Here is a 22865-nt window from a genome sequence, read left to right on the forward strand (position 1 = left end):
CCTACTGTACCATCTCTGGATGTCGCACCAACCAACCGGTAATATCCTGTAAGGATTCGCGTTCCTCCACATATTCTTCCACATCGATTTCAGTTTCAACAGAATCCCTGGACTCTGCCAGCTGCTGACGAGTTTTATCCAAATAGGACCCTATATTTTCTGTATCCATCCAGCTATATGGAGTAACCACATGATCTATTTTCTCCGTAAGAGAAGGCTTAATACTGTAATACTCAAATCCCGCAGGAGCAATAAGCTCCATTATGGTCGGCAAGATATTCTGGTGCTCACCTAAAACATTATTTGCCAACATATCCTGTGTCAAATCCGGGTGGTGAATATAGAAGGATGTCAGCATTCTCTCCCTAATAGTCTGATAGTTCCGTGGCAATATACCTTTATCAAATGGAAGCACAGCCGCAGAATGATCACCAGTGACAATAAATAAACTGTCCGGATACTGTTTTCTCATATCCTCAACAAAATTCATCAGGCAGCGGTCAGCATAACACACACCCATAAACCTTCTGGCCTGTATATCATCGTGGCGCAGCTTGTCCGGCATTTCCGGCATAAGCGCATCAATATTCAGTCCATACTCACCATAAGGAAGATTATACGGGCCATGATTGGATGTTGTATAGATAAAATGAAATTGTGGTGTATCATCCTCGTTTTTCTTGATAATATCCGCAACTGAATTTAAGTAAATATGATCATATATTCCGAGCCAAGTAGAAGGAGAACCAGGCGGGCAAAAATCAGGACCACCATGAGCCTCATCAAAGCCTGCCCCGGGAACAAAATGCATCAGACTTCCCCAATTAAGACTGCCACCATACCAAAAGCTTGTATGGTATCCAAGCTTTTTCATCTGGGCAGCCAAAGAGGTTGGTATCTTGTTAATATCACAATCCCACAACACCTTATTTTCGTTGAGTTCCAAATCGCAATCATACAATCCCAGCAAAATACTTCCGAGAGCTGTCTGGGAAATCATTCCAGACGGCAAAAAATTAGATAATGTAACCGTGCCCTTTTCCTGCTGGAATTTCTTGCTGGCGTCCATAAGATGCAGCTTGTCATAAATGCTGTCAAATGGTGTCTGGCACTGGCTTTCTCCCAAAAGATAAAAAATATGCTTTGGCTTCTTAATCTTCGGTCCCTTGGCAAAATGCCTGAAATGCATCAAAGGATTATCATCGTTGCCTAAAAAATCAGGACAAATTTTATTTATGCTAATCTTGGCGTCCTCATCATCTTTTTTTACAAATTCAGGAACAGGATGCTTAAGAACCAGTTCCAAAGCAATCAAATCGTCAATGGTGGCTTTGCCCAAGAATACATCTTCTTTTACAATTGGGGGAACCTCATCCCACTCCGGCTTAAGTCTATGACGGAATGTGCCGCCAAAACGGAACCAATAAAAAATTGCAACTGTAGCTAAGAACATAAAAGTATTGCAGGCATACTGCCAATACTCATTTTCCAATACAACAAATCCAAACTTTGGAATACTGAGTACCATATTACCCAATCCAACACATAGAGCAATATATGGTATAAAGCTCAACAAAATCCATAATCCATGATTCTGATTAAAGAAAATATCCGCCAAATTCTTTTTATCCGCATTCTTACCAAACAGAATATTCTTATTGATAATATCCTGATAGTGGTAATAAAAAATCATCTTTGTCCAAAACAAAACATATATTGCTACCAAATATAGCACTGCGAGCCACACTCTTACAGTGTCACCTAGTTCAAAATACGAGCTTAAAAATACCCCGGGAATACTTACCACAATAAGGGAAATCAAATAAACATAGGCATTAAAATCCATGCCCCACCAAAAGCCATATCTAAAGCAATGGTACAGTCTCTTTCCACCCCATTCGCTTAATTTTTTGGGTCCAAAATATAAAATAAAAACCAATCTGAAGATTGCACACATCAACGGTGGCAAAATTGCTATCTTAATATCCTGCTGCCATCCCATAAAAAAGGCATCAAACAAGGTCAACTTCAATCACTCCAATTTTAAGCATAGGAACATTCTACCACATTTCTCCCTATATAGGTAACAATATATTATTTCCTCACATAAAACAAACTCACCCAATTACTTACTAAAAGTAATCAGGTGAGTCAAGAATCAAAATAACAATTATATGGCCACTAAGCTATTAGTAGGAAGCGTCAGCACCGCCGCTAACCTTGGCAGTCTGAACCTCTACATGGTCTGGAGTCAGATGATACTCAGACTGGAATGGATGCTTAGGATAGAGCTTTGCACCCTTCTTTTCCAGGAAGGAGCGGAGAATCCATGGCTTATCGGAGATAAGGCCATCAACTCCCATATCATACATCATTTCCATATCCTTAACATCATTTACGGTCCAAGGTACAACCTTCATGCCCAGCGCATGAGCCTCGTCCACCATGTTCTTGCTGATTTCACCATAGTATGGAGATACAATATCAGCACCAAAGGAATGAGCAGCAGCTACTGCGTCACCCTTGAAATCCTTAATATCCAAGCCACCAAGCCAAGGAGACTTTTCCTTGTCAAAAGGTCTCAGGGACTCAGCAGACTTGCCCCAAGAAGGCTCTTCCTCAATAAGAGCGGAAAGAGTGATGTTTGGATTCATCTGCTTTTCCATCATGAGAGTTTCCCAGTCGAAGGACTGAAGAACAACTCTGTCTTCCATGCCATACTTAGCCACCAGCTCATTGAAGCGGGTGAGGAATGCCTTCTTGTCAGCATTACCGCTATAAGCAGTACCCATCAATGGATCAGGATAGGACTTGGTCTCAATGTTGAACTTAACATTCTCGTTACCGGACTTCTTAACCAGCTGGAAAAGCTGCTCCAAAGTAGGAATCTGAGCAAATTCAGGGTCTACTCTGGTCTGGCCATGAAGCTTGTAGTAGTCAACCTCAGGATTAATCTTGGAAACATTAAACTTCTGAATTTCAGCAACTGTCATCTTGCGGATATCATACTTGCCGTCTTCAATCCAGTTACCATTTGCATCACGGGTGATTTCATGGTTCAGAATAGGATTGTGGCTCATTACAATATCACCATCCCCGGTGAACTGCATGTCGCACTCGATGCAGGTTGCGCCATTTTCAATGGCATAAGCGTAAGAATACAAAGTATTCTCAGGACGGGCATCTCTGCCGCCACGATGAGGCTCAAAATCGAAAACCCCTTCGAAATCAACTTTTGCCTCAGCCTGTGGTGCATCAGTAAATCCGGCTACCCCTGTTGCCATTACTGCTGCCAAAATACCCATAGCGATTTTTTTACGATTCAATTTCATTTTATTTCCCCCTTAAAATAATGAATCTGTAATAAGTATAACAGAAAAATGAAAAAATGTTTATACAATTTTGGTCCTTTTTGCATGGGAATAATGTCTTAAATCAATAAATAATAAAGTCATATAGTTAATTATTATTAGTTATAAAAAAGGACGGGGACTGCTATCTTTAGCGCAATATCTAAATAGATGCAAAAATATACGGGGACCGCTAGATTTAGCATTTAGTTACGTTTCGTTAAGAAATTTTTTGTTGCTATACCGATGCTATAGTGTAAAAAATCATCTGTTTGAGCAAGGCCTATTGGCCGAAGCGAGTTATGATTTTTTGCACTATATAAAAGCAAGAAAAAATTTTAGAAGTGTAACGGCGCTAAAGATAGCAGTCCCCGTATATGTTATTACATTTTTAGTATTATTATTTTGTCAGTTCTTCTATTTTCTTTTCCAGAGCCTTTATTTTTTTACTCATATCATTGAGCTTCTTCATGTGGGCCTGCATACGGAGCCACTCCTGATGTGGTCTTGCAGGGAATCCCGCATAGAATACTCCCTCAGGAGTATTGCCAATAATACCGCTTCTGGCCGCAAATACAGAATTGCCACCAATATTGATGTGACCAACGGTACCGGTCTGTCCACCAAAGGTAACATTTGCCCCAGTGTTTGTGGAACCAGAGATACCTGTCTGGGCCACAATAAGGTTACCAGGGCCAATGTGACAATTATGACCGATATGTACCAGATTATCTATCTTGGTACCCTTACCAATAATCGTTGAGCCGATAGTGGCACGGTCAATTCCAGCATGAGCACCGATTTCCGTGTCATCCTCCAGCACAACATTACCCACCTGAGGAACCTTGGTGTGAACTCCGTCCTTGGTGGTGAAGCCAAAGCCATCAGCACCAATAACTGCTGAGCTATGAACGATAACCCGCTTGCCCACCTTGCAGTGCTCACGAATAGTAACACTGGAATAAAGGATAGCATCATCATCCACTGTGGCATACTGTCCTACATAAACATGAGGATATATAACCACACGATCCCCGATTACCACATGGTCATCCACATAAGCAAAAGGCAGAATAGTAACATCCTTACCTATAGTAACATCCTTACCTATGTGAGCATCAGGGCTTACACCCTTTTCATGCTGAATAGGAGGTGTAAAGGTGGTTAACAGAACTGCGAAGGCTGCTCTGGTATTTTCCACATAGATGGCAGGCAGCGGAAAATCCACCTCCACAGCATTAGGCAGCAGAACTGCACCTGCGTTACATTTTGCAGCCTCCTCCACATGGGCCTCATCCGCAAAAGTTATAGTTTCCTTGGTAGCACCTTCAATATTGTTTACTCCATTAATGACAATAGAAGGATCCCCTGCCAGACGGCCCCCTACCAGTGTTGCTATCTCCTGTAATGTCATTTTCATATTCCCAAATCTCCCTATAAATTACAGGTTACTGCAGCTTGGCGATAACATCATCAGTAACATCCACACCGCCAATAACCATACCATCCTTGCCGTTGCTTCTCACTACAGTGTCCAGCTTCTTTTCCTTGGCAATACCGTCCATGGCGGCATAAATCTTGGACTGAACCTGGGTTGCATACTGCTGCTGAATTCCAGCCCCCTGCATTCTGAGCTGCTGCTGAAGCTCCTGGAACTTCTGGGCATCCTCCTCAGACTTAATATTGGCCCCCTGCTCCTGAAGCTGCTTCTCTGCATCCTTCTGGAATTCCTCCATACGCTTCTGCATTTCATCCATAGAGTTCTTTATCTGAGGTGCCTCAGTCTGAACACGGGCATAATCCACATAGCCCACGTTAACTTTACCACAGCCAGCTGTTATCATCATGGCACAAACTGCGGACATTGCCAAAACCAAAGTTTTTTTCTTGAAATTCATTGAATATTGCCTCTTTTCATTATAAATACGTACAAATAATTACTGAATATTTTTCATTTCCTGTAGCATTTCCTGGGTAAGATCCAGTGTATTAATACCAATAACTGGCGACTTCAACTCATGCCAATCACCTAGGCCAAAGCTATTATACTCCTCCCCAAAAATATTATCTATAGGATCTGCAATTATCAAATTAAGATGGTGAATAATGGCCAGCTTGGCAGCTCTGCCGCAAATATCATCAAAGATTTTCTGCTCAAGCAGCTTCATCTCAGTAAGCTTTAATTCCAGGGCAGTCTTTTTCTTGGCCATGTCCATCTTTAGCTGAATTGGTTTCATGGCATCATCAATGGCCTGGGCATTTCTGTCCTGTACCTCTTTGAAATGCTGCAACTCATCAGCCTGGGATTTGCCTGCTATACTGTCCCGTTCAGCCAACATTGCCCGTCTGATTTCCCAGGTCTCTGCCTCCACTGCTTCCTCATAACGGCGCTGCTGATCTGCCAATAGCTTGTTATGCTTTTCATTGCGCTCATCCTTCAGGCGATTCCACTCCGCCTGAAGACTGGCCCTTTCCGCCTCAGACAGCTCCAAGGTTACTGCATTGTCTGCCTTAAGCTGGATGTTTAAAATACGGTTGCCATATTCTTGGTCAATGGCTTCCCGTTCCTTGTCAAACTGAGGCTTCATGCGCCGATAAATATTGTCAGCCCGCACCTTCAATTCTTCCATTGTTTCTGAATGTCTGGTAATAATCTCCAAATTTGCCTTTTGTCTGGCAGCATCATCAAACAGCTTTTTATCGGCCTGAGCTGCCTGAGCTGTCATTTCAAAGCCCTTAAGCTTTAATTCTGCTTCCAGTGCAGCAACCTCCCGCATCAATGTCTGGAGCTTTCCATAATCCTTGTGAGCCCTTATAACTTCTCCCATGTCCATAACACCGACATCAGGCTCCTGGGATGATACTGGGGTATCCTGACGGCTAAACAGAAAAAAAAGCGCTAAAACAAGAACCGTAATAGCCGCTGCTCCCATCAATATCCGTCTGTTTCTTAAGCTGTTATCCTCAACATCAGCTTTATCCTGCTTTCCCTTAACAGCCATAAGAATCCCCCTTTTATGAGGTAATAAAGTACCGAGCACATCGTGCTCGGCACCCTCATTATCTCGTTTTAATTTAAAATTACTTGTTCAGCTTCTTCAGAACATCCTGAGTCAGGTCAGTGCCGCCATATACGACAGCTTCCTTGTTGATAACCACGGTAATCCCCTTGGCATCAGCTACTTCCTTAACAGCTGCCTCAATCTTTGCGCGTACAGGCTCCATCATGTCAGCCTGCTGCTGCTGGAGACGCTGCATGGTCTGCTGATAGTACTCCTGCTTCTGCTCATCGCTCATGTTGGCAGCCTTCTCGTTGAATTCCTTCTCAGCATCCTGAGCCAACTGCTGCATCTGAGCCTGCATATCAGTTACATCCTTAATAGAACCGAACTGTGCATAATCAACTACACCTACATTGGAGGATGCAGCTGCATTGGCGATGCTGTTGTTGGACTGGGACAATGCCAAGGCTACAACGGAACCAACAAATACCAAAGCAATGAGAACACTAATAATCTTAACCTGAGTTTTCTTTAACTGTACCATAATTTTATCTCCTTTTTGTGAATAAAATATATTATTGCACTGTCACGGCAATATTTTCGCCTTATGACTGCACATATTATACCAAACTATTATTCTCCATTCAATAAGATATAGATTAAAAATATCCTATGAACCGCAACCATTTATCATCATTATCCATGACTGCTTCCAGGGCCAGAAAATCATGGAGCTTGTATCTCAAAGCAAACTCGCTGATGCGGTCCTGAGCCCGGTATTCATAGCGGAAGGTAAGTCTTTTGGCAAAATTGTATTCAACGCCACCCTTCCAGTAACTATCCCGCAATGAATAACGCACATTGGCCTTAACCTTCGGAAGGAGCTCACGATAAAGGCCCAAATCAAAGTCCCAACGGGTATTCTTAGGATAGAAATCCACCAAAGCAAAGGCTCCATCGCGGCTTGTAAACTGCTTGGCAAAAATCCCCCGTAACATTATTTCGCCATTATCACCACTGTCCTTACGATGTCCCAGCTCACCCCAGCCTTCAAAACGGACATATACATTACGGGAATCAGAACGGCTCATAACCTCCATGCGCTCAGCTGGCTTAATATCCACCTTTGTATGGATTCCCCAGAATTTGGCCACTTCCAAATCGTCAATACGCTTGGCCAGAAGTTCCTCTATGGTATCCTTATGACGCTTTACAAAGGCCACAGGAACCCCCACAAACATATCTGCTCCATCCTGCATATTCTGGCGTTCTGTGAGAAGAGCCGCATTTGGCAGGGTATCCGACCTCATACTGAGGTCAATGGTGCGAACCACTGGAAGCAATGGGTAAACATCAACAATGACTTTAGTATTTTCCCCTACTTCCACATCGAAGTCGGCACGAAATTCCGGAGACCTTTCGTTCATAAAGTCCTTGACTCTGTGCTTCATAACACCGTTGGTCCAGTCCACCGCTGCTACCGGCAAACCTTGGAGCGTATCCGCAAAGAGCTGATCCATATCAGATATATCATCCAGAAGGATCTTTTCCACCACCTCTGGCATACCCACCACCCGTTTTTCCACGGTTATGGCGTCAATTTTATCATTCCAGCCCAAAAGCCTTACAGAAATATTCAGCTCTTCCCCTGGCTGAATATTCACAGACTTTACAGTATAGCCCACCAGCACCTTGTCAAATACCTGCTGGATAATATCCTCATAATGGTTCCTTTGGGACTGGACGTTTTCAAGGGGCTTGCCCTCCAAAAGCTGGGCCCCAATGGCCTGAACGCTTTTTTCCATCCGCTGGCACACCCCATGGGGAATATGGCCATCACTGGAAACTGTAACCGTCACCTTATCCACTGACTGGGCATAAGCAATACCACTGTAAAAACTGATACCGGCCATGAAAGCCATGGCCAGCATCAATATTTTTAGACTTCTCTTTATTAAGTTAACATTAACAAAAACCAAGCCCTTCATTAGAAGGATGCACCTACATTAAAGTGTACTCTGTTACCCTGTGAACCGTGACCCACATCGATACGGATAGGGCCCACAGGTGTATCTACCATTACGCCTACACCTATGCTGGCATGGAACACATCAAAGTCCCTTGGCAACCAATCAGTTCCCCAAACTCCACCCCAGTCAGTGAAGACAGCACCTTTTACTTTATTATACAGAGGGAAACGGAATTCCAAACTACCGATATACATGCTGTCACCACGGAACTGATCATCCTTATAACCGCGAAGGGTTCCCTGACCACCTATGTTAAATGTGTTAAAATAGCTCAATTCACTTCCGGAATGACCATAACAATTTCTGAAAGCCACAATCTGATTACGGCCCACCTTCCAATAGGCAGAATCATCAATGGTGTACTTCTGATAATTGAAGTCGCCCCCCAGACCTGCAAACTCTACAGCCAGCTGTACATAATGACCACCAGTTGGATACATAATATTATCTCTGGTATCAGTGGTATGTGACAGAGTAATGGAACGAGTAAGACCAAAATTCTTATCTCTCCAAGGAGCAGCCGCAGGAGTACTGCGATCAACAGGACCAGACTTATGGGTATCATAATCATCTTCGCTGTTCTTAAAGTAAATACCATTGGTGGAATACTCACTTACAGGGCGAGTAAAACCAATTTCAAAGCCCTTGGCCTTGCGCAACATTTCCTCTATCAAATTACCATCAGTGCCATAATCATTATATCTGTAGGTACGGTCATAGACTTTAAGAGTACCACAGGTTTCCTTCCTGTCAAGCCAAGGCTTACGATAGGAGAAAGACCAGCCTCGTGCATCAGTACTGGAACCGCTAATAGCATAGGTAATACCTATAGAATCACCAATTCCACGGAAGTTGGAATCACCTATACTAATCATACCTATAAAACCATCAGCTGTACTATAGCCGGCGCCTACACCAAAGGCACCAGTATTCTTTTCAGTTATATCTATTTCCAGCATGCAGGCATTTGGCTCCACACCTGGAATAGGCTTAATATCTATGGATTCAAAGTAATTCAAATTCATAAGGCGATTGTAGCTGCGAACCACATCTTTTTTATTAAGTGGCTCACCAACCTTGGTACGAAGCTCACGAATAACAACCTTTTCCTTGGTCTTCTTCAAGCCCTTTACCTTGTAGCCCTCCAAAATACCTTCATTGACCTGAATGGAAATCTTGCCCTGCTCATCCATGCCCATGTCGTGAACCTTGGCCATAATATATCCATCATTCACATAGACCTTCTTAATATTGGCCAAATCCTCCTGCAGGGACACACGATTCAAGCGGTCTCCCGGCTTCAGCTGCATAGCGTTAATCAGCTTGTCAGTAGACTCACGCTTGCTGTTGCCGGTTATCTCAATGTCAGAAATAATCGGGGTAGTAAATACATGATAAGTAACGATTACACCCTCTGGGATTTCTTCAAAGCTCGGATAAAGATCGTAGAAATAACCAGTTTCATAAATATTATTGGCATCTCTTGAAAGGCCATCAATAGTCATAGGATCTCCCACCTTGGAGCTAAGAGATAACAGGGCAGTATTATAAACATCCTCAGTAGCGCCCTCAATCCTAATCTCCATAATGGTTTTCCCTACCAAAGCCTGTGCAGAACTAGTAACCTCTGCATCAGTAGGTCTTTCCCCATTCCATTTGGCTACTGCCTCCTTGGCTGCATTGGAAGTATCCTGGGCATTGGCTGCAAGTTCAACAGCTTCACCAACTTCATCCCCAGTAGGGGCTGCCGGCTTATTTCTGTTAATATCCGCCTCAGCACCAGTTTCAGACACAGCTGCCAGCTTACCATCCTTCATATTAACTATCACACCAGAATCAGTTGGTGCTGCAGAGACGACCTGTGCTGCAGATAAACCAGTCATCATAGCCATGGCACAGGCCAAAGCTCTATAATTTTTTTTGGAATTCTTTGAAGAAAATCTCAAAGGAAAAACCTCCTGTATAATTATTTCTTTATTTACTACTCTCTTAATGTTTTGCCCGCAGCCTGCATCAGCTGCTGCATTTCAGCATCAGGCACCTGACTCTCGGTCCTGGCGGGAGAAACCTCCTGCTGTGGCAATTGTGGTACCACTTCAACAGTTGGTGGATTCTGCCGCACAAAGCCGGAAGCACCGTTGCCCGCAGCATTTGGGGCAGCCCCTTCATGGTCCTCAAAGGATGGTTGCACCTTCACCACCTGGGTTTTCTCCAGGCCTGTGGAAGAATCATCACTATCCTTAACTGTGGTCATATTGGTTGGAACCTCTATCACCTGCTTAGTGTGAAGAAGGGCCAAATAACCAACTCCCACCACAAGAGCAATAATAAGAGGTGCCAGCCTTATCAACCATTTTCGCCAGCCATGACCAAACTTTGTCTCCTGAGCCCGCTGCAGCTCTGCCTGAGCCAGCATTACATCCAAATCACCCCGCAGACTGTTCTCTTTGTCCATGGAGCTTTCGGCACGGCCCAGCCAATCTCTGGCTGCGGAAATATGCTTTCTGACTGCCTTATTTTCTTTATTTTTGCGATTTTTATCCATAATTGCCTCCAAAAGCAGACACTTCTACGGAATAAAGTCGCCAAATAACATATTTATATAATTTGCCAAATTAAATGAAAAAACCTCATTTTCGGCAAAAAATACCATTTTACAGTCTTTTACTGCCATATATCACTTACTTCCAGTTATGCATAAATCGGGACAGCATTCCCCTCACCCGGCGAACACCGCTTTTTTGCAGGCGATAAATGTGGGCTGTACTTACATTAAGCATATTCGCTACATCCTTTACCTCCCGACTGTTTACCAGCACCTGATTCAGCACCAGCTGTTCCTTCTGAGGTAATCTGTCCATAGCCTCCATAACCACATTAGAAGCCATGTGAATTTCAGCCAGCTCTGTCACAGGAGTGCCTGTGTCCACCAGCATATCCAAACGGGACATACCGGAATCCATCTCCGCCTCCAGACAGGCAATGTCAGCATTGCCTTCCTCCTTCATATAGCGGTACATTCTTCCCCTTATGCGATAAACCGCAAAAAGACTGAAGGCTACCCCCTTATCAGGGTCGAAGCTTTCCACTGATTCTATAAGCCCCACAGTACCCTCCTGGATAACATCCATAATGTTTTCCAGATCTTTAAAGGGCATAGCTGTCTTAAAAACTAGGGGCTGATAAGCCTCAATAATGCGACGGCGAGCATCGGTGCTGTGATTATGCTTAAATTCATACCACAAGTCCTTTTCCTCAGCCGGTTCCAGCATCTTTACCTTATTCAGTTCCTGCAAGTACTCAGACAGCTTCATAAAAACCTTCTTATCTAAATTTAGCGGCTTACTCTGGCATAGCCCATATCACTGTATATCAGCTTTTCATTTTCCCCATCACTATAGGCTGGTGACGTGGAGAACCTGAACTGGTGGGACAAGCCAAAGGTATGGGCATGATCCTCATCAAATAGATACATAAGATTCAGATTATCTGTCAGTTCATATTCCAGTCCGGCCTTATACTCATTGTTATTTACACTTTTGGCAAAGGTCACCATGGTTCTGTCAGATATATACTTACCCAATTTGATATTATACACTTCCTCATAGTTTTTGTCGCCTGTTTTTTCACTGAGGAATTCTGAAGTATCCCTTTCCACTGAGAACAAATCCAAATCCAAGGCATTTCTTATAGCATTTTCCACCTCGGAAAGTACTGTCATGGAAAGGCCCACATTGAACATAGCAGCAAATTTTGCGGAATCGCTCCTATTGGTACTAAAATCACTTCTCAGGGTAAGAAGCTGAATTATATTCTCCTCAGACATTGGCGGTGAGGACATCAATCTAAACTTCATATGCTCCACCGGTCCGTCCAGACTTACAAATACTCTGGTGCTGGCCACCTTGGTTCCAGCCTTCAAAGTAATTGAAGGGTAGAGGCTGTCACTTCTGTTAAATTTTACAGCTCCCTCAAAAATCTGGAAATTAGTTTTCAGATAACTGATATTTCCCTTCTTAACTGTAATGGCACCACTGGTATGAGGCATAAGGGTTGTGCCCTGGAAATGGGCATCACCCACCAACAGCAGATTACCAAGGTTAGCACTGACAAAGCGTACCCCCTTGCCCAGCTCCACATCGAAATCAAGACCCACCTCCGGCATTTCTGTGCTGTCCGTAGGAATTGGTGGTGTGGAAAGAACCACATTTTCCAAAAACAGCCGTCCGGAAATTCTCGGAATAGTTCTGGCTGCAACTGGCTCCCCCTTAATAAATTCATCCGGCTTTTCCAGACTGTCAATATTAATGGTGGTAGTCAGCGGTCCTCTGAAGAAGTTACAACGCACATCCAGCTGGTCTGCATCAAAACCAAGATGATAACTAACAGGTGTCAGGCCATCCATTTCTGCATAACCCGTCATCTTATAAGTACCATTCCCCATCTTGCCACTGAAGTTCTCCAGCATGAAGGTGTTACCCAGCATGGACAAACGCAGTTCCATATTAGTAACAGGGTTGGCCACTCCCTTTATTTTGAAGGCGCCCTCATTAACAGCTATATTGCCTTCAAAGGCAGGGTGTCCCAAAGTACCGGTAATATGCACCGTACCATCCGTTTGCCCCACTGACCACTCCACATATTTGGAAATAGTAGGCAACAGACTCAGATCTGCATCCTCCAAAGAAACCGTCAAATTCATTTGTTCATTGCCATCAGTGCCATCAGCTCGGAAAGCTCCCAAGGGAGTATAGCCAGTCACCACCACTCTGTTGGAATTATTCCCCACCATTTTTTTGGCAACCAATGGCTCCGTTATATGAATAATCTTATCACGCAACATAAATTTGCCGGAAATACTGTCCAAAGCAGCTCCCCGAACACCAATATCCTCACCATATAAGGTTATTTCAGCAATAGGATTGGCTGTTTCACCTGCAGCCTCCACATGACAGTTCACCTTGCCGGTGATCTCCCCATCGTAGCCCGCTGCCCCAGCCAACGCTCCCGCGTCAATATTGGTGGCATCAGCTGTCAAAGAAATATCTCCGTCCAAATCTATGGTGCCAAGGGCTGTAAATCTGCCCTGCTCCCCTTCAGTTCCAGTAAGGTTCTTTATTTTTATTACCCTATTATCAAGTGTGGCATTGCAATATACATCGTTGATTGGATATGTGCCAAAATGACCATCCGTGACATAGGCCCCCACAACAAGACTTGGATTGTCAGCCGTACCACCGATATTACAGTTGCCATTCAGCTTGCCCGTAACATTGTTATTTTTCCAGCCGGCAACAACTCCCAAAGACTTGATATCCACATTGTCCAGGGTTATATTGCCTCCAATGGCCTCAGTAACAAAGTTATAGCTGGCATTAAGGGTATATTTTCCAGTTCCCTGCTTCACATACATATTCTTGAAGAAAATTCTGTGATTTCGGTAGTCAATGTCTCCCGCCACCTCATCAAATTCCTCTCCCCGCACAATAACCCCCTTAGAGGAAACTGTACCATGGAAAATCGGCGACTCCACATTGCCTGTCAAAGTACCAGTAAAGTTAATATAACCATCCATTGGAATAGGTACTTTATTGTCAAAATCATCCAGATTAATATCCTTGGCCTCCACCGTAATATTCATATCACCGCCGGAGGTAATGGTACCACTGCCAATGTATGCCTTTATTCCAGGAGACTGGATATTAATATCCGTAAGGGTCAGCAGATTATTTTCATAGGTGTAATTGCCGGTAATACTCTGAATAACGATTTCATCCCTGAATTTTCCCAGCTTGTAATTAAAATGTCCCTTCACCAGCGGATTATCCAGCGTTCCAGTTACTTCAATCTCATTATCCACACTACCCGTCAGTGGTAAATCCACATCCACCGCCCTCAGCATGTTTTCCATACGGGCATTTCTGGTGGAAACGGTGAGATGAAGTCTCCTCTCACCCAGGAAGCCAACGATACCATTTACTTCCCAGCGATTGTCGTAATCACCTTCGATTATAAGATCCTTTACACCAACCCCACGAAGACCACCAATGGCCTTGCCATGCAGTCGTCTATATGGCTGGTCAAAGAGGACACCATCTCTGGCTGCAAAGGAGGCACCCAGCACAGGGTCATCCAGAGTTCCCTTTAATTTCCCCCGGAAATCACTTAAACCGGAAACCTCCGCCTCAGGGGCAATATTTCTTATAAGGGATAAATCAAAATCACGGCCATAGAAACTTATATCAAGTTTCTCACCCAAAAGTACATCCCCCTGAAGTCCTATTTCGCCCCCATTTTCAAGGATTGCACTTAAATAATCCACATGGAGGTCTTTATTCTGATAAATAAAAGAACCATCAATTCTATTGGCACCAATCCCCATATAGGAGGCCCCATCAGAAGACAGGGTACCCATAACTCTGGTATTGCCAATATCATTTACATTACCGGTCACAAACAGGTCAGCTGACGCTGCTCCCCCTGCTTCACTCAGCTCCGGAATACGGACTGAGGCTTGGGAAAGATTAACTCCCTCTGCCTTCACCTTGGCCACGAAGTCAAAGGTTTTGGCATCAAAATCTCCTTCTCCCGTTACATGGCCTCCGAAAATATCTCCGCTAAGTTCAGTTACAGTAACAGCCTCATCTGCATATCTGACTCTGGCGGTGCAGTTGGTAAAATCATAACCGCTCACACTGCCCTCAGCAATTTTCACATCAGCATCCACCACCGGATTGGTGGCATCACCAGTAACCCTGGCATTAAAGGCCACAGGACCACTATATGGAATATCATCAATAAGAGCTCCCGGTTCAAAGCCATCAGATGCCACCGTCAAATCAAGAATTGGACGGCCCTCCACCAGCTTTACCTTACCCTTGGCAGTCGCCTTCTGTCCGGCAGTTTCCGCGTTCATAAATACTTGAATAGCCTTTTCTGTAAAGGTAAAAAGGCCATTAATATTTTCCACTTTTTTATCCAGAATTACTGCTTCGCCCTGCTGAAGCTCCAGCTCACCGCTGTAATACAGCTCCGAACCGGTTCTTCCCCCTACAGCCACTGCTCTGGTTATCTTTCCTCTTATGCTGTCCGCCTTAACCATATCCTCTGGGATAGTGCCGGATGGTATCAAGGCCACATAGTTGGCCAGCTCCAAATCAGTAATTTCCACATTAAAGGTATCCTTGGAGCCACCGTAATTGGCAGCCACCTTAACCTCAGCCCCCTGATTTTTGCCGGTACCCTCTATGCGTACAGCGGGATAATTGTCAAAATCCAAATCTGCCTGCAAATCCTCCACCAAAATATCCTGGCCATTGTAGGCAGTTTTCAGTATGCCATCTGTAATATGCACCCTGCCAGTGAATTTATTATCGCTAGGCTCCTCAGAAACCAAATCTGAAAAGTTCCAGCTACCGTCACTGCGCTGATGAATATCCGCCTCCACATCAGTAAGATACACATCCCTGATACCCTCGGAAACAGAGTTTTTAAACATAACAAGGTAGCTGAAGCCCACCCTGGCATCAGCTACCCTGGCAATTATCTTATCCTGTTTGTCATAAACAGCAATATTCTTTATATTCACAGAATGAAAGGAATCAACCTTGACAAGACCGATTTCCACCTTGGTATCCAGCACCTCGCTGGCAATGGAAGCTGCATTTTCCGCTGCCCTCTCCATAAAGGCAGATGAAGTAATATAACCGTAAATGCAGGCCATTATAATAAATATTATTCCCAAGGCACCGCCGGCGGCCTTCCCCATAACCTTACGGTCCATTAAATATCCCCCTAGATAATCCCCTATAAAAGAAAAACTGCCACGCAATAAGGTGGCAGTTAGAATATACTTAACACTACATATTGCAACTTAAGTATAACATAATAAACTGTAAACTATTTGAAAATTACATTAATTTTTTGCCAATTTTTCCTGAAGCTGGGTAACATCCAAATCCACCATAAGGCCCATAGCCTTGTCCAGGGCTGCCTTGCTGGAATTGTACTTGTAAAGGGCATTGTAATAATTACTCTGGGCCGTTGTAAGCTTCTCCTCAGCATCCATTACATCCAGATTGGTTCCCACACCGGCACCATAACGCACCTGGGCAATGGTGTAATCCTCCTGGGCCTTCTCCATGGCCACCTTGGCGGTGGAAATGCTCTTTTCCGCAGCAGTGAGGTTCAAATATGCTGTACGAACCTCCAAATCACCTGTATCTCTTGCCTCCTGGGCAGCCTCCTTAGCCTTTTCAATGGCAGCCTTGGCCTGCTTCACCTTAGCCTGGGTAACATTGTTGTCAAAAATATCCCAGCTGATGCCAATCCCTGCATACCATGTATTCTGTTGATAGAAATTATCTACAGGACGCTCATCAGCACTAAATGGTTTTTCACCGGCAAAAGTCTTGGACACTGTCGCATTAACCTTTGGCAAATTACCAGAGGAGGCCACATCCAGCTGAGCCTCAGCAATCTTAACCTTATACTCAGCCGCCAAAATATCCGGGCGATTAAGCTGAGCGTATTCAGAACACTGATCAAGGGATATTTCATAAGGCACATATCCCAGCTCATCCTTCAAATTCAGCTCTGTACCAGTAGGAAGTCCCACCACATTATTCAAAGTGGCAATGGCCACATCGTAATTATTCTGGGAAGACACCAAGTTAAGCTGAGCATTGGAAAGCTGCACCTGGGAAGCCAACAAATCTGACTTGGCCACTGTTCCTGCACCGAACTGGGCATTAACATTCCGCAAATGCTCTTCCAAGGTTTTTACGGAATTTTGAGCCACCTTTATCTGGTTACGGCAGTTCAAAGCACTATAATAAGCAGCCTGGGTCTTGGCCTTAATTCCCTGCTTGGTGGCCTCCAATGCCAATTCATTGGCATCCAAAGCCAAATCCGCCGCCTTAATGGAGCCCTCCAGCTGACCACCAGTATAAATAGGCATACTTACAGCCACTGTATTTGTATACATGGAGTTCACATTGTGCGCATCATAGAACTTGCCACCAATATGCTGGGCTGCACTGGTCCAGTTCAAGGTAGGGCCATGCATACGACGAGCCTCATGACGGGCCCACACTGCAGAGTCATAGTCATCAATAGCACTCTTAACAGTATGGTTGTTGGCCATAGCCATATTTACACAATCCTCAATATCTACATCCATGGTTTCAGCCATTGCTGTACCAGCCATAGACATGGTCATAACACCGCTGATCACCAGGGCAGTTAGCGTTTTAAATCTATTATTTCTCATTCAATAGATACCTCCTCTAGGGTAATATATTACTACCAATTGTTGAAAAAAACATGAGAATCAGATTAAAAACCTAATATTAAAAGCTTCTCCGTAAGCCAAAGTAGGTTGCCCTGGTTCTGCTACGATTAATATCATTCACTTGTGTAAAAAGATAGGTGTTAGGTGCCACCTCAAAGGAAAGGCGGGAACGGAGCTTAAACTCATTTGGGTCATAAGCATCCACAGAAAGCTGCACTTTATCCCCTCCGAAAAGGTCAATGCCCAAACCAGCCTTGCTGTCAATAATACCTCCATGGGCCCCAAACACTCCGGAGCGGGTGCCCCCCTGCAAATTGAAGTAATTTTCCCGACCAATATCAGAAACACCAATCTTGCCATAGCTATTTCCGCTATATAATCCAATATCAAAATTACTGGACCAGTCGTGTTTGCCACCGCTATACATGGTTTCCAGACCGCCCCCCATTTTAATACTGGAAATTTTTGACATCATATTGTCCGCTCTTTCCGTAAGGTTTCTGGTGTTATGTATGGTTGTTTTCAAATCATCTGCCACCTGAGGGTCAGTAACCACACCTTCCAGGGACTTAGCCATATTATTAAGGCGCACGCTGGCCTCAGACAGATTATTTACTGCCAGCTTCAGATTTTCTGCCGTCGCCCCATCGCCGCTGAAGGTATTAATCATAGCCTCCACACTGTTAGCACTGCGGGTCAAGCTGGCAGTCATAATATTAAGATTACGGGCCATATTGCGAATATCATCCTGGGAGCTTACTGCCACATTGGCAAGGGTAGCCGTCATCACATTGAGATTTTCCGTCACCTGACGCATATTCATGGAAATGTCCTTCAAAGCCGCCTTGGTATCGTTATCGCCGATAATGTCATTCATATTGACCAATAGCTCATGTACCTGTTCAAGGGCCGCACTGACTCCCTGCATTACATTATCAATACCCGTTTCTCCTTGGCCTTCCACATAATCATCCGGCTGGAAGCAATCACTCAAATCACTGTCCACTGATGGCTGAATATTGACGAATTTGGCTCCCATTACGCCATTGGAAGTAATGGTAAAAGCAGATTTTTTAGGAATCTTCACATCATCCTGAATTTTTACCCGCACCAAAACCCCTGGGCCATTTGGACTGATAGCCTCAACGCTGCCCACGGTTACACCAGCGTAAGCCACCGCATTACCAGGAGTCAGACCGATAGCCTGTCCAAAATTAACATAAAGATTATAGCTTTTGTCTCCCCCAAAACTAAAATTTGTAAGAAATACAAACACTGCCATTACCAGGGCCAAGCCCCCCACCGTAAAGGCACCTACCTTAACCTCTGTACTCACCCTTATGCCTCCTTGCCAATATACAGGCCCCGTAAGAAGGCCTTAACCCGCGGATCCTCTATTCTGCGGAAATTATCTACTGTATCCACTGCAATAAGCTTTCCCTCATAAATCATGGCGATTCTGTCAGCAATATGAATCGCACTGTCCATATCATGGGTTACCACCACCGAGGTTACCCCCAGTCGCTTCTGGGTGGAAATAATCAGCTCGTCAATCTTGTCTGTCATTATAGGATCAAGACCAGAGCTGGGCTCATCGTAAAATATAATCTCCGGCCCGAAAGCTATGGCTCTAGCCAGACTTACACGCTTTTTCATACCACCGGAAAGCTCCCCCGGCATCATATCCTCAGTTCCCGGAAGTCCTACAACCTCCAGCTTTTCCTTAACGATTTCTGCTATTTTTTTCTCGCTGTAATCCGTGTGCTCTCTTAAACCAAAGGCCACATTATCCCCTACAGTCATGGAATCAAAGAGGGCAGAGTACTGAAATACCATACCCATATGAAGGCGAAGCTCATCCAGCTCTTTTTCCGGCATGTGGGCAATATCCTTATCCCGCAGCCAAATCTTTCCCCCGGTGGGGTGATCCAGTCCTATCATCAGCCTCAGCAAGGTACTCTTGCCGGAGCCGGAACCACCAATAATGGCCAAGGTTTCCCCGTCTTTAATTTCCAAATTTATGCTGTCCAGTACCTTCTTGTCCCCAAAGGACATGGATACATTTTCAATTTTTATCATGGAACCTCTCCACCATTAATTAATACAATACCATGGAAAGCAGTACATTTAACATAAAAATAACCACGATGGCACTTACCACCGACTTGGTGGTGGCCTTACCTACGCCCTCGGCCCCCTCCGGGGCCTTCATGCCATAATAACATCCCAGCACTGCAATAACCACACCAAAAACTACGGCCTTTACAAGTCCCCCTGTAAGGTCGTTCAGCACTGCATATTCGGGAATGGAATTCACATACACGTAGGAAGAAATGCCAGAATAATATTTGGCCACGCCCCAGCCTCCGACAACGCCGATAACGTCACCGTAAACCGTAAGCAATGGCACCATTATCATACAGGCCAACATCCTCGGCACCACCAGGTATCCCAGAGGATTAGTTCCCATAACCCGCAGGGCATCAATCTGCTCCGTTACCTTCATGGTACTTATTTCCGCAGTCATAGCAGAACCAACACGGCCAGCTGCCACTACTCCCACCAGAACAGGTCCCAGCTCACGGCCAATGGCAATGGCTATAATACCACCTACGGTGGACTCAGCCCCCATCTTAATAAATTCATTGGCTACCTGCAGGGTCATTACCATACCGGTGAACATCATGGTAAGGGATACTATAGGCAGGGTATCCACACCCAAATGGGACATCTGATGGATGACGTGACGCACCCGAATCTTGACGGGCATCTGCTTTAATGCGCCTATAAACAGCAGCATAACGTCACCGATGAAATATAACAGCTCCAAAACTGAAGCACCAATTATCTCAAGAAACCTAACAAACATATTTTATTAAGCCCTCATAAAAATCAATATTAAAACGTAATGATTATGAATATATATGTATAAGTATATAAATATGGCAGGTATAGTTTTCTTGAACATTAGGCTGTGGTACGTCAGAAAATATTTTTTTCGTACCTGCATTAGTAAGAAAAATTACTTGTCTGAGCGAAGCGAGTTGTAATTTTTCTTGCTATTCAAATAGTCGAAAAAAATATTTTTAGTGCCACAGCTGGGTGAAAGAAAACTGTACCTGCCATAATACTATCACTTTTTAGCTTTATTCTCTACTATTTTTAATGTTGTGTGAATTACATTTTCTATTACATAGTCGGTGGCGGTACGCTGTACAGCCTCTACTGGCTTGGAATTGTCCACCTTGGACTTATTCCCATTCTCTGCCAGCTTTTTGGATTGCTTTATAGCCTCCTTGATAGCTGCCTTCTGCTGTTCATCAGTCAAAATAGGGGCGGCTGCCGGCTCCACCACAATATCATTATTGCAGGCAGTCTTCAGCATCTCCTTTATCTTGGCCTCAGTCTTGACATTCTGATCCTCCTCCAGGGAAGCATCCCCGGCCTGCTGAGCCAACAAGAGCTTTGCCACATTAATCAGTCCACCGCCGTGAAGGTCAAGATTCAATGTTCCTGGCAGCTGGGTCTTCGGCACAGTATAAGGCACATCCACCGTTACCTTCTCCTGACGATAAGGCTTCAGTGTGGTCTTGAAAATCACCTTATCCCCGGCACATACCTCCGTTTTATCAGGAGTTGCTGATAAAATAGACGCTGTCATGCGCTGGCCGCCAATAAACACATCCACCTTCACATCATAAATGTTGGCTTCCCTGTCCTTATTGGTACAGATGGTGTTCAAAATCTCATTAAGCTCACCAACAGCCTGCTTGCCCACATCACTGCCATTATAGAACATATTGGTACGCTCGATTACGCCATCTTCCCCCATGTCGGTGCGAATGCGAAAATGAACCTTGGCGGTACCATTAATGGCCCTGTCTATGGTCTTGTACATGGAATCGTATACCATGGCAGTGGTCAGCAGAGGCACCACCTCTTCATCATAAGCCACAAAGGAATGATAGGTCTGGGAATTGGCCAAATCGGTATCATTTACTGTAAGAATCACCGGAACATTCTGAGGATATTCCCCTAAAATGCCTGCTATTCCATCATATCTGTCCTGATTAACACGACCGATGATAGAGGTCATGTGACCAATCTTCATGCCATCCAAAGGGCCATGGGCAGTGGAGAACACATCTGCTCCGGTCATAAAGTAATTCACATTTCCCCGATCCGTATTTCCATGACCAAAGGCCAATACTCTCTTGCCATCCACAGCGGTTACTGTACCCATGGCTCCCATGTAGTAATCTCCCACAATCTGGGCCACACCTACGGCACCACCTGGTTCCAAAGTGGCGTTGTAATCAATGGTAGCAGGCCCAGCATTGGAATTCCAATTAGCCGCATCCCGCAGCTTTATTCCAGGAATCTTCTCTGAAAGGAAATCCACGCCCTTGCCAGAGAAGCCGGACACCATCTTCCAGGCCTTTTCCTTGTCCTGCTCGTCATTTTCTTTAGGAGCCTCCGCCTGCTTTTCAGGCTCTTTAGCATCCTTCTGGGCCTCCAGCTCTTCCTTGGTTATATAAGTATTATCCGCCTGTTCTTTTCCAGCTAGCTTTTCTTCTTTTACAGCATCCTCGCTTTTAGCGGCAGAATCCTCTACAGAAGCCTTCTTAGTATCAGACTCGTCTTCAGATTTTTGTTCTTCCTTGGCTTTAGCCTCTTCCTCTGCCTTCTTGGCTGCTTCCTCACGAATCTTCTTCAAATCAATCTGAGGGAGCTGTGTCTGATTTTTATTATCCGGCAAATCCCACAGCTTCAACATATACTCAATAGGAGTTACCATGACACGTTTATCGAGGTACACGTTGCTAAAGGAGGCTGAGGCGGCACCAATGAGCTTGCCGTCCACATAAATAGGAGAGCCGCTCATGCCGGATACAATACCACCAGTAGTCTTAATCATTTCTCCAGACAAATCAATGAGAATACGTGGAGAGGCCAGCTTGCTGCTGCTGCCGTTGACTCCCACCACTTCCACATCAAAGGACTTAATTTCACCGCTTTGATCAATGATGGTATAGCCTTTGCCTGTCATGCCAGGAGTTACCTCTGTAAGGGGCATAATCTCCGGCATGGCGAAGGATATGGAGCCCATTGCAAGGCTGAGAGCAATTCCTGCAGCCAAAGCACGTTTCTTTAATCTATTTAAAAATCTATTTATAATAATCACCTCTTA

Annotated in this window: 16 protein-coding genes; all 16 read right to left on the reverse strand. The window is 44.5% G+C overall.

Translation table 11 applies throughout. From position 1 onward, the window contains the following. Nucleotide 1 precedes the first annotated feature (1 nt). Nucleotides 2-2026 carry an LTA synthase family protein gene (locus T355_RS0110090; RefSeq protein WP_331279592.1) on the reverse strand — a complete coding sequence of 675 codons (2025 nt, stop codon included), beginning with the start codon at nucleotides 2024-2026 and terminating at the stop codon, nucleotides 2-4. Nucleotides 2027-2189: 163 nt separating this feature from the next. Continuing rightward, on the reverse strand, nucleotides 2190-3332 hold the full coding sequence (locus T355_RS0110095) for a glycerophosphodiester phosphodiesterase (protein WP_027397655.1): 1143 nt from the start codon (nucleotides 3330-3332) through the stop codon (nucleotides 2190-2192). Nucleotides 3333-3750: 418 nt separating this feature from the next. Then, entirely contained in the window at nucleotides 3751-4770 is a 1020-nt protein-coding gene (gene lpxD, locus T355_RS0110100) for a UDP-3-O-(3-hydroxymyristoyl)glucosamine N-acyltransferase (protein ID WP_027397656.1), read from the reverse strand. Nucleotides 4771-4798: 28 nt separating this feature from the next. Beyond that, nucleotides 4799-5248, reverse strand: coding sequence for an OmpH family outer membrane protein (locus tag T355_RS0110105; RefSeq protein ID WP_051555527.1), 450 nt, complete (start codon nucleotides 5246-5248; stop codon nucleotides 4799-4801). A 39-nt stretch (nucleotides 5249-5287) separates the two neighbouring features. Continuing rightward, entirely contained in the window at nucleotides 5288-6352 is a 1065-nt protein-coding gene (locus tag T355_RS0110110) for a hypothetical protein (protein WP_027397658.1), read from the reverse strand. 79 nt (nucleotides 6353-6431) lie between these two features. After that, nucleotides 6432-6896: an OmpH family outer membrane protein gene (locus tag T355_RS0110115; RefSeq protein WP_027397659.1), complete on the reverse strand. Its 465-nt coding sequence runs from the start codon at nucleotides 6894-6896 to the stop codon at nucleotides 6432-6434. Between the two features lie 115 nt (nucleotides 6897-7011). Next, nucleotides 7012-8340: a hypothetical protein gene (locus T355_RS0110120; protein ID WP_051555528.1), complete on the reverse strand. Its 1329-nt coding sequence runs from the start codon at nucleotides 8338-8340 to the stop codon at nucleotides 7012-7014. Continuing rightward, a complete protein-coding gene (locus T355_RS0110125) occupies nucleotides 8340-10328 on the reverse strand; it encodes a BamA/OMP85 family outer membrane protein (RefSeq protein WP_027397661.1) in 1989 nt (662 codons plus the stop codon). The genes T355_RS0110120 and T355_RS0110125 overlap by 1 nt, the downstream gene beginning before the upstream one ends. A gap of 35 nt (nucleotides 10329-10363) precedes the next feature. Next, nucleotides 10364-10927 (reverse strand): hypothetical protein, encoded by a 564-nt coding sequence (locus T355_RS14840; protein WP_051555529.1) that lies wholly within the window; start codon nucleotides 10925-10927, stop codon nucleotides 10364-10366. 136 nt (nucleotides 10928-11063) lie between these two features. Continuing rightward, complete coding sequence (locus T355_RS0110140; RefSeq protein ID WP_027397662.1) at nucleotides 11064-11696, reverse strand: sigma-70 family RNA polymerase sigma factor; 633 nt, start codon at nucleotides 11694-11696, stop codon at nucleotides 11064-11066. Between the two features lie 20 nt (nucleotides 11697-11716). Continuing rightward, the gene (locus tag T355_RS0110145; RefSeq protein ID WP_027397663.1) at nucleotides 11717-16165 is read right to left on the reverse strand and encodes a translocation/assembly module TamB domain-containing protein; all 4449 of its coding nucleotides are present in this window, start codon (nucleotides 16163-16165) and stop codon (nucleotides 11717-11719) included. 132 nt (nucleotides 16166-16297) lie between these two features. After that, complete coding sequence (locus T355_RS0110150) at nucleotides 16298-17653, reverse strand: TolC family protein (protein WP_027397664.1); 1356 nt, start codon at nucleotides 17651-17653, stop codon at nucleotides 16298-16300. Nucleotides 17654-17732: 79 nt separating this feature from the next. After that, nucleotides 17733-19010: an MlaD family protein gene (locus T355_RS0110155; protein WP_027397665.1), complete on the reverse strand. Its 1278-nt coding sequence runs from the start codon at nucleotides 19008-19010 to the stop codon at nucleotides 17733-17735. A gap of 2 nt (nucleotides 19011-19012) precedes the next feature. Beyond that, complete coding sequence (locus T355_RS0110160; RefSeq protein WP_027397666.1) at nucleotides 19013-19753, reverse strand: ABC transporter ATP-binding protein; 741 nt, start codon at nucleotides 19751-19753, stop codon at nucleotides 19013-19015. A gap of 19 nt (nucleotides 19754-19772) precedes the next feature. After that, complete coding sequence (locus T355_RS0110165; RefSeq protein ID WP_027397667.1) at nucleotides 19773-20543, reverse strand: MlaE family ABC transporter permease; 771 nt, start codon at nucleotides 20541-20543, stop codon at nucleotides 19773-19775. Between the two features lie 264 nt (nucleotides 20544-20807). Next, nucleotides 20808-22814 carry a SpoIVB peptidase S55 domain-containing protein gene (locus tag T355_RS14195; protein ID WP_051555530.1) on the reverse strand — a complete coding sequence of 669 codons (2007 nt, stop codon included), beginning with the start codon at nucleotides 22812-22814 and terminating at the stop codon, nucleotides 20808-20810. Nucleotides 22815-22865: the final 51 nt, after the last annotated feature.

Source organism: Anaerovibrio lipolyticus LB2005 (genome assembly GCF_000621545.1).
GTDB classification, from domain to species: Bacteria; Bacillota; Negativicutes; order Selenomonadales; family Selenomonadaceae; genus Anaerovibrio; species Anaerovibrio lipolyticus_A.

Excerpts from the sequence above, each read along its gene's own strand:
- T355_RS0110150 (WP_027397664.1), bottom strand. The coding sequence starts at position 17,653 with ATGAGAAATAATAGATTTAAAACGCTAACTGCCCTGGTGATCAGCGGT.
- T355_RS0110165 (WP_027397667.1), bottom strand. The coding sequence starts at position 20,543 with ATGTTTGTTAGGTTTCTTGAGATAATTGGTGCTTCAGTTTTGGAGCTG.
- T355_RS14840 (WP_051555529.1), bottom strand. The coding sequence starts at position 10,927 with ATGGATAAAAATCGCAAAAATAAAGAAAATAAGGCAGTCAGAAAGCAT.
- T355_RS0110095 (WP_027397655.1), bottom strand. The coding sequence starts at position 3,332 with ATGAAATTGAATCGTAAAAAAATCGCTATGGGTATTTTGGCAGCAGTA.
- T355_RS0110110 (WP_027397658.1), bottom strand. The coding sequence starts at position 6,352 with ATGGCTGTTAAGGGAAAGCAGGATAAAGCTGATGTTGAGGATAACAGC.
- lpxD (WP_027397656.1), bottom strand. The coding sequence starts at position 4,770 with ATGAAAATGACATTACAGGAGATAGCAACACTGGTAGGGGGCCGTCTG.
- T355_RS0110145 (WP_027397663.1), bottom strand. The coding sequence starts at position 16,165 with ATGGACCGTAAGGTTATGGGGAAGGCCGCCGGCGGTGCCTTGGGAATA.
- T355_RS0110120 (WP_051555528.1), bottom strand. The coding sequence starts at position 8,340 with ATGAAGGGCTTGGTTTTTGTTAATGTTAACTTAATAAAGAGAAGTCTA.
- T355_RS0110140 (WP_027397662.1), bottom strand. The coding sequence starts at position 11,696 with ATGAAGCTGTCTGAGTACTTGCAGGAACTGAATAAGGTAAAGATGCTG.
- T355_RS0110105 (WP_051555527.1), bottom strand. The coding sequence starts at position 5,248 with ATGAATTTCAAGAAAAAAACTTTGGTTTTGGCAATGTCCGCAGTTTGT.
- T355_RS0110115 (WP_027397659.1), bottom strand. The coding sequence starts at position 6,896 with ATGGTACAGTTAAAGAAAACTCAGGTTAAGATTATTAGTGTTCTCATT.
- T355_RS0110160 (WP_027397666.1), bottom strand. The coding sequence starts at position 19,753 with ATGATAAAAATTGAAAATGTATCCATGTCCTTTGGGGACAAGAAGGTA.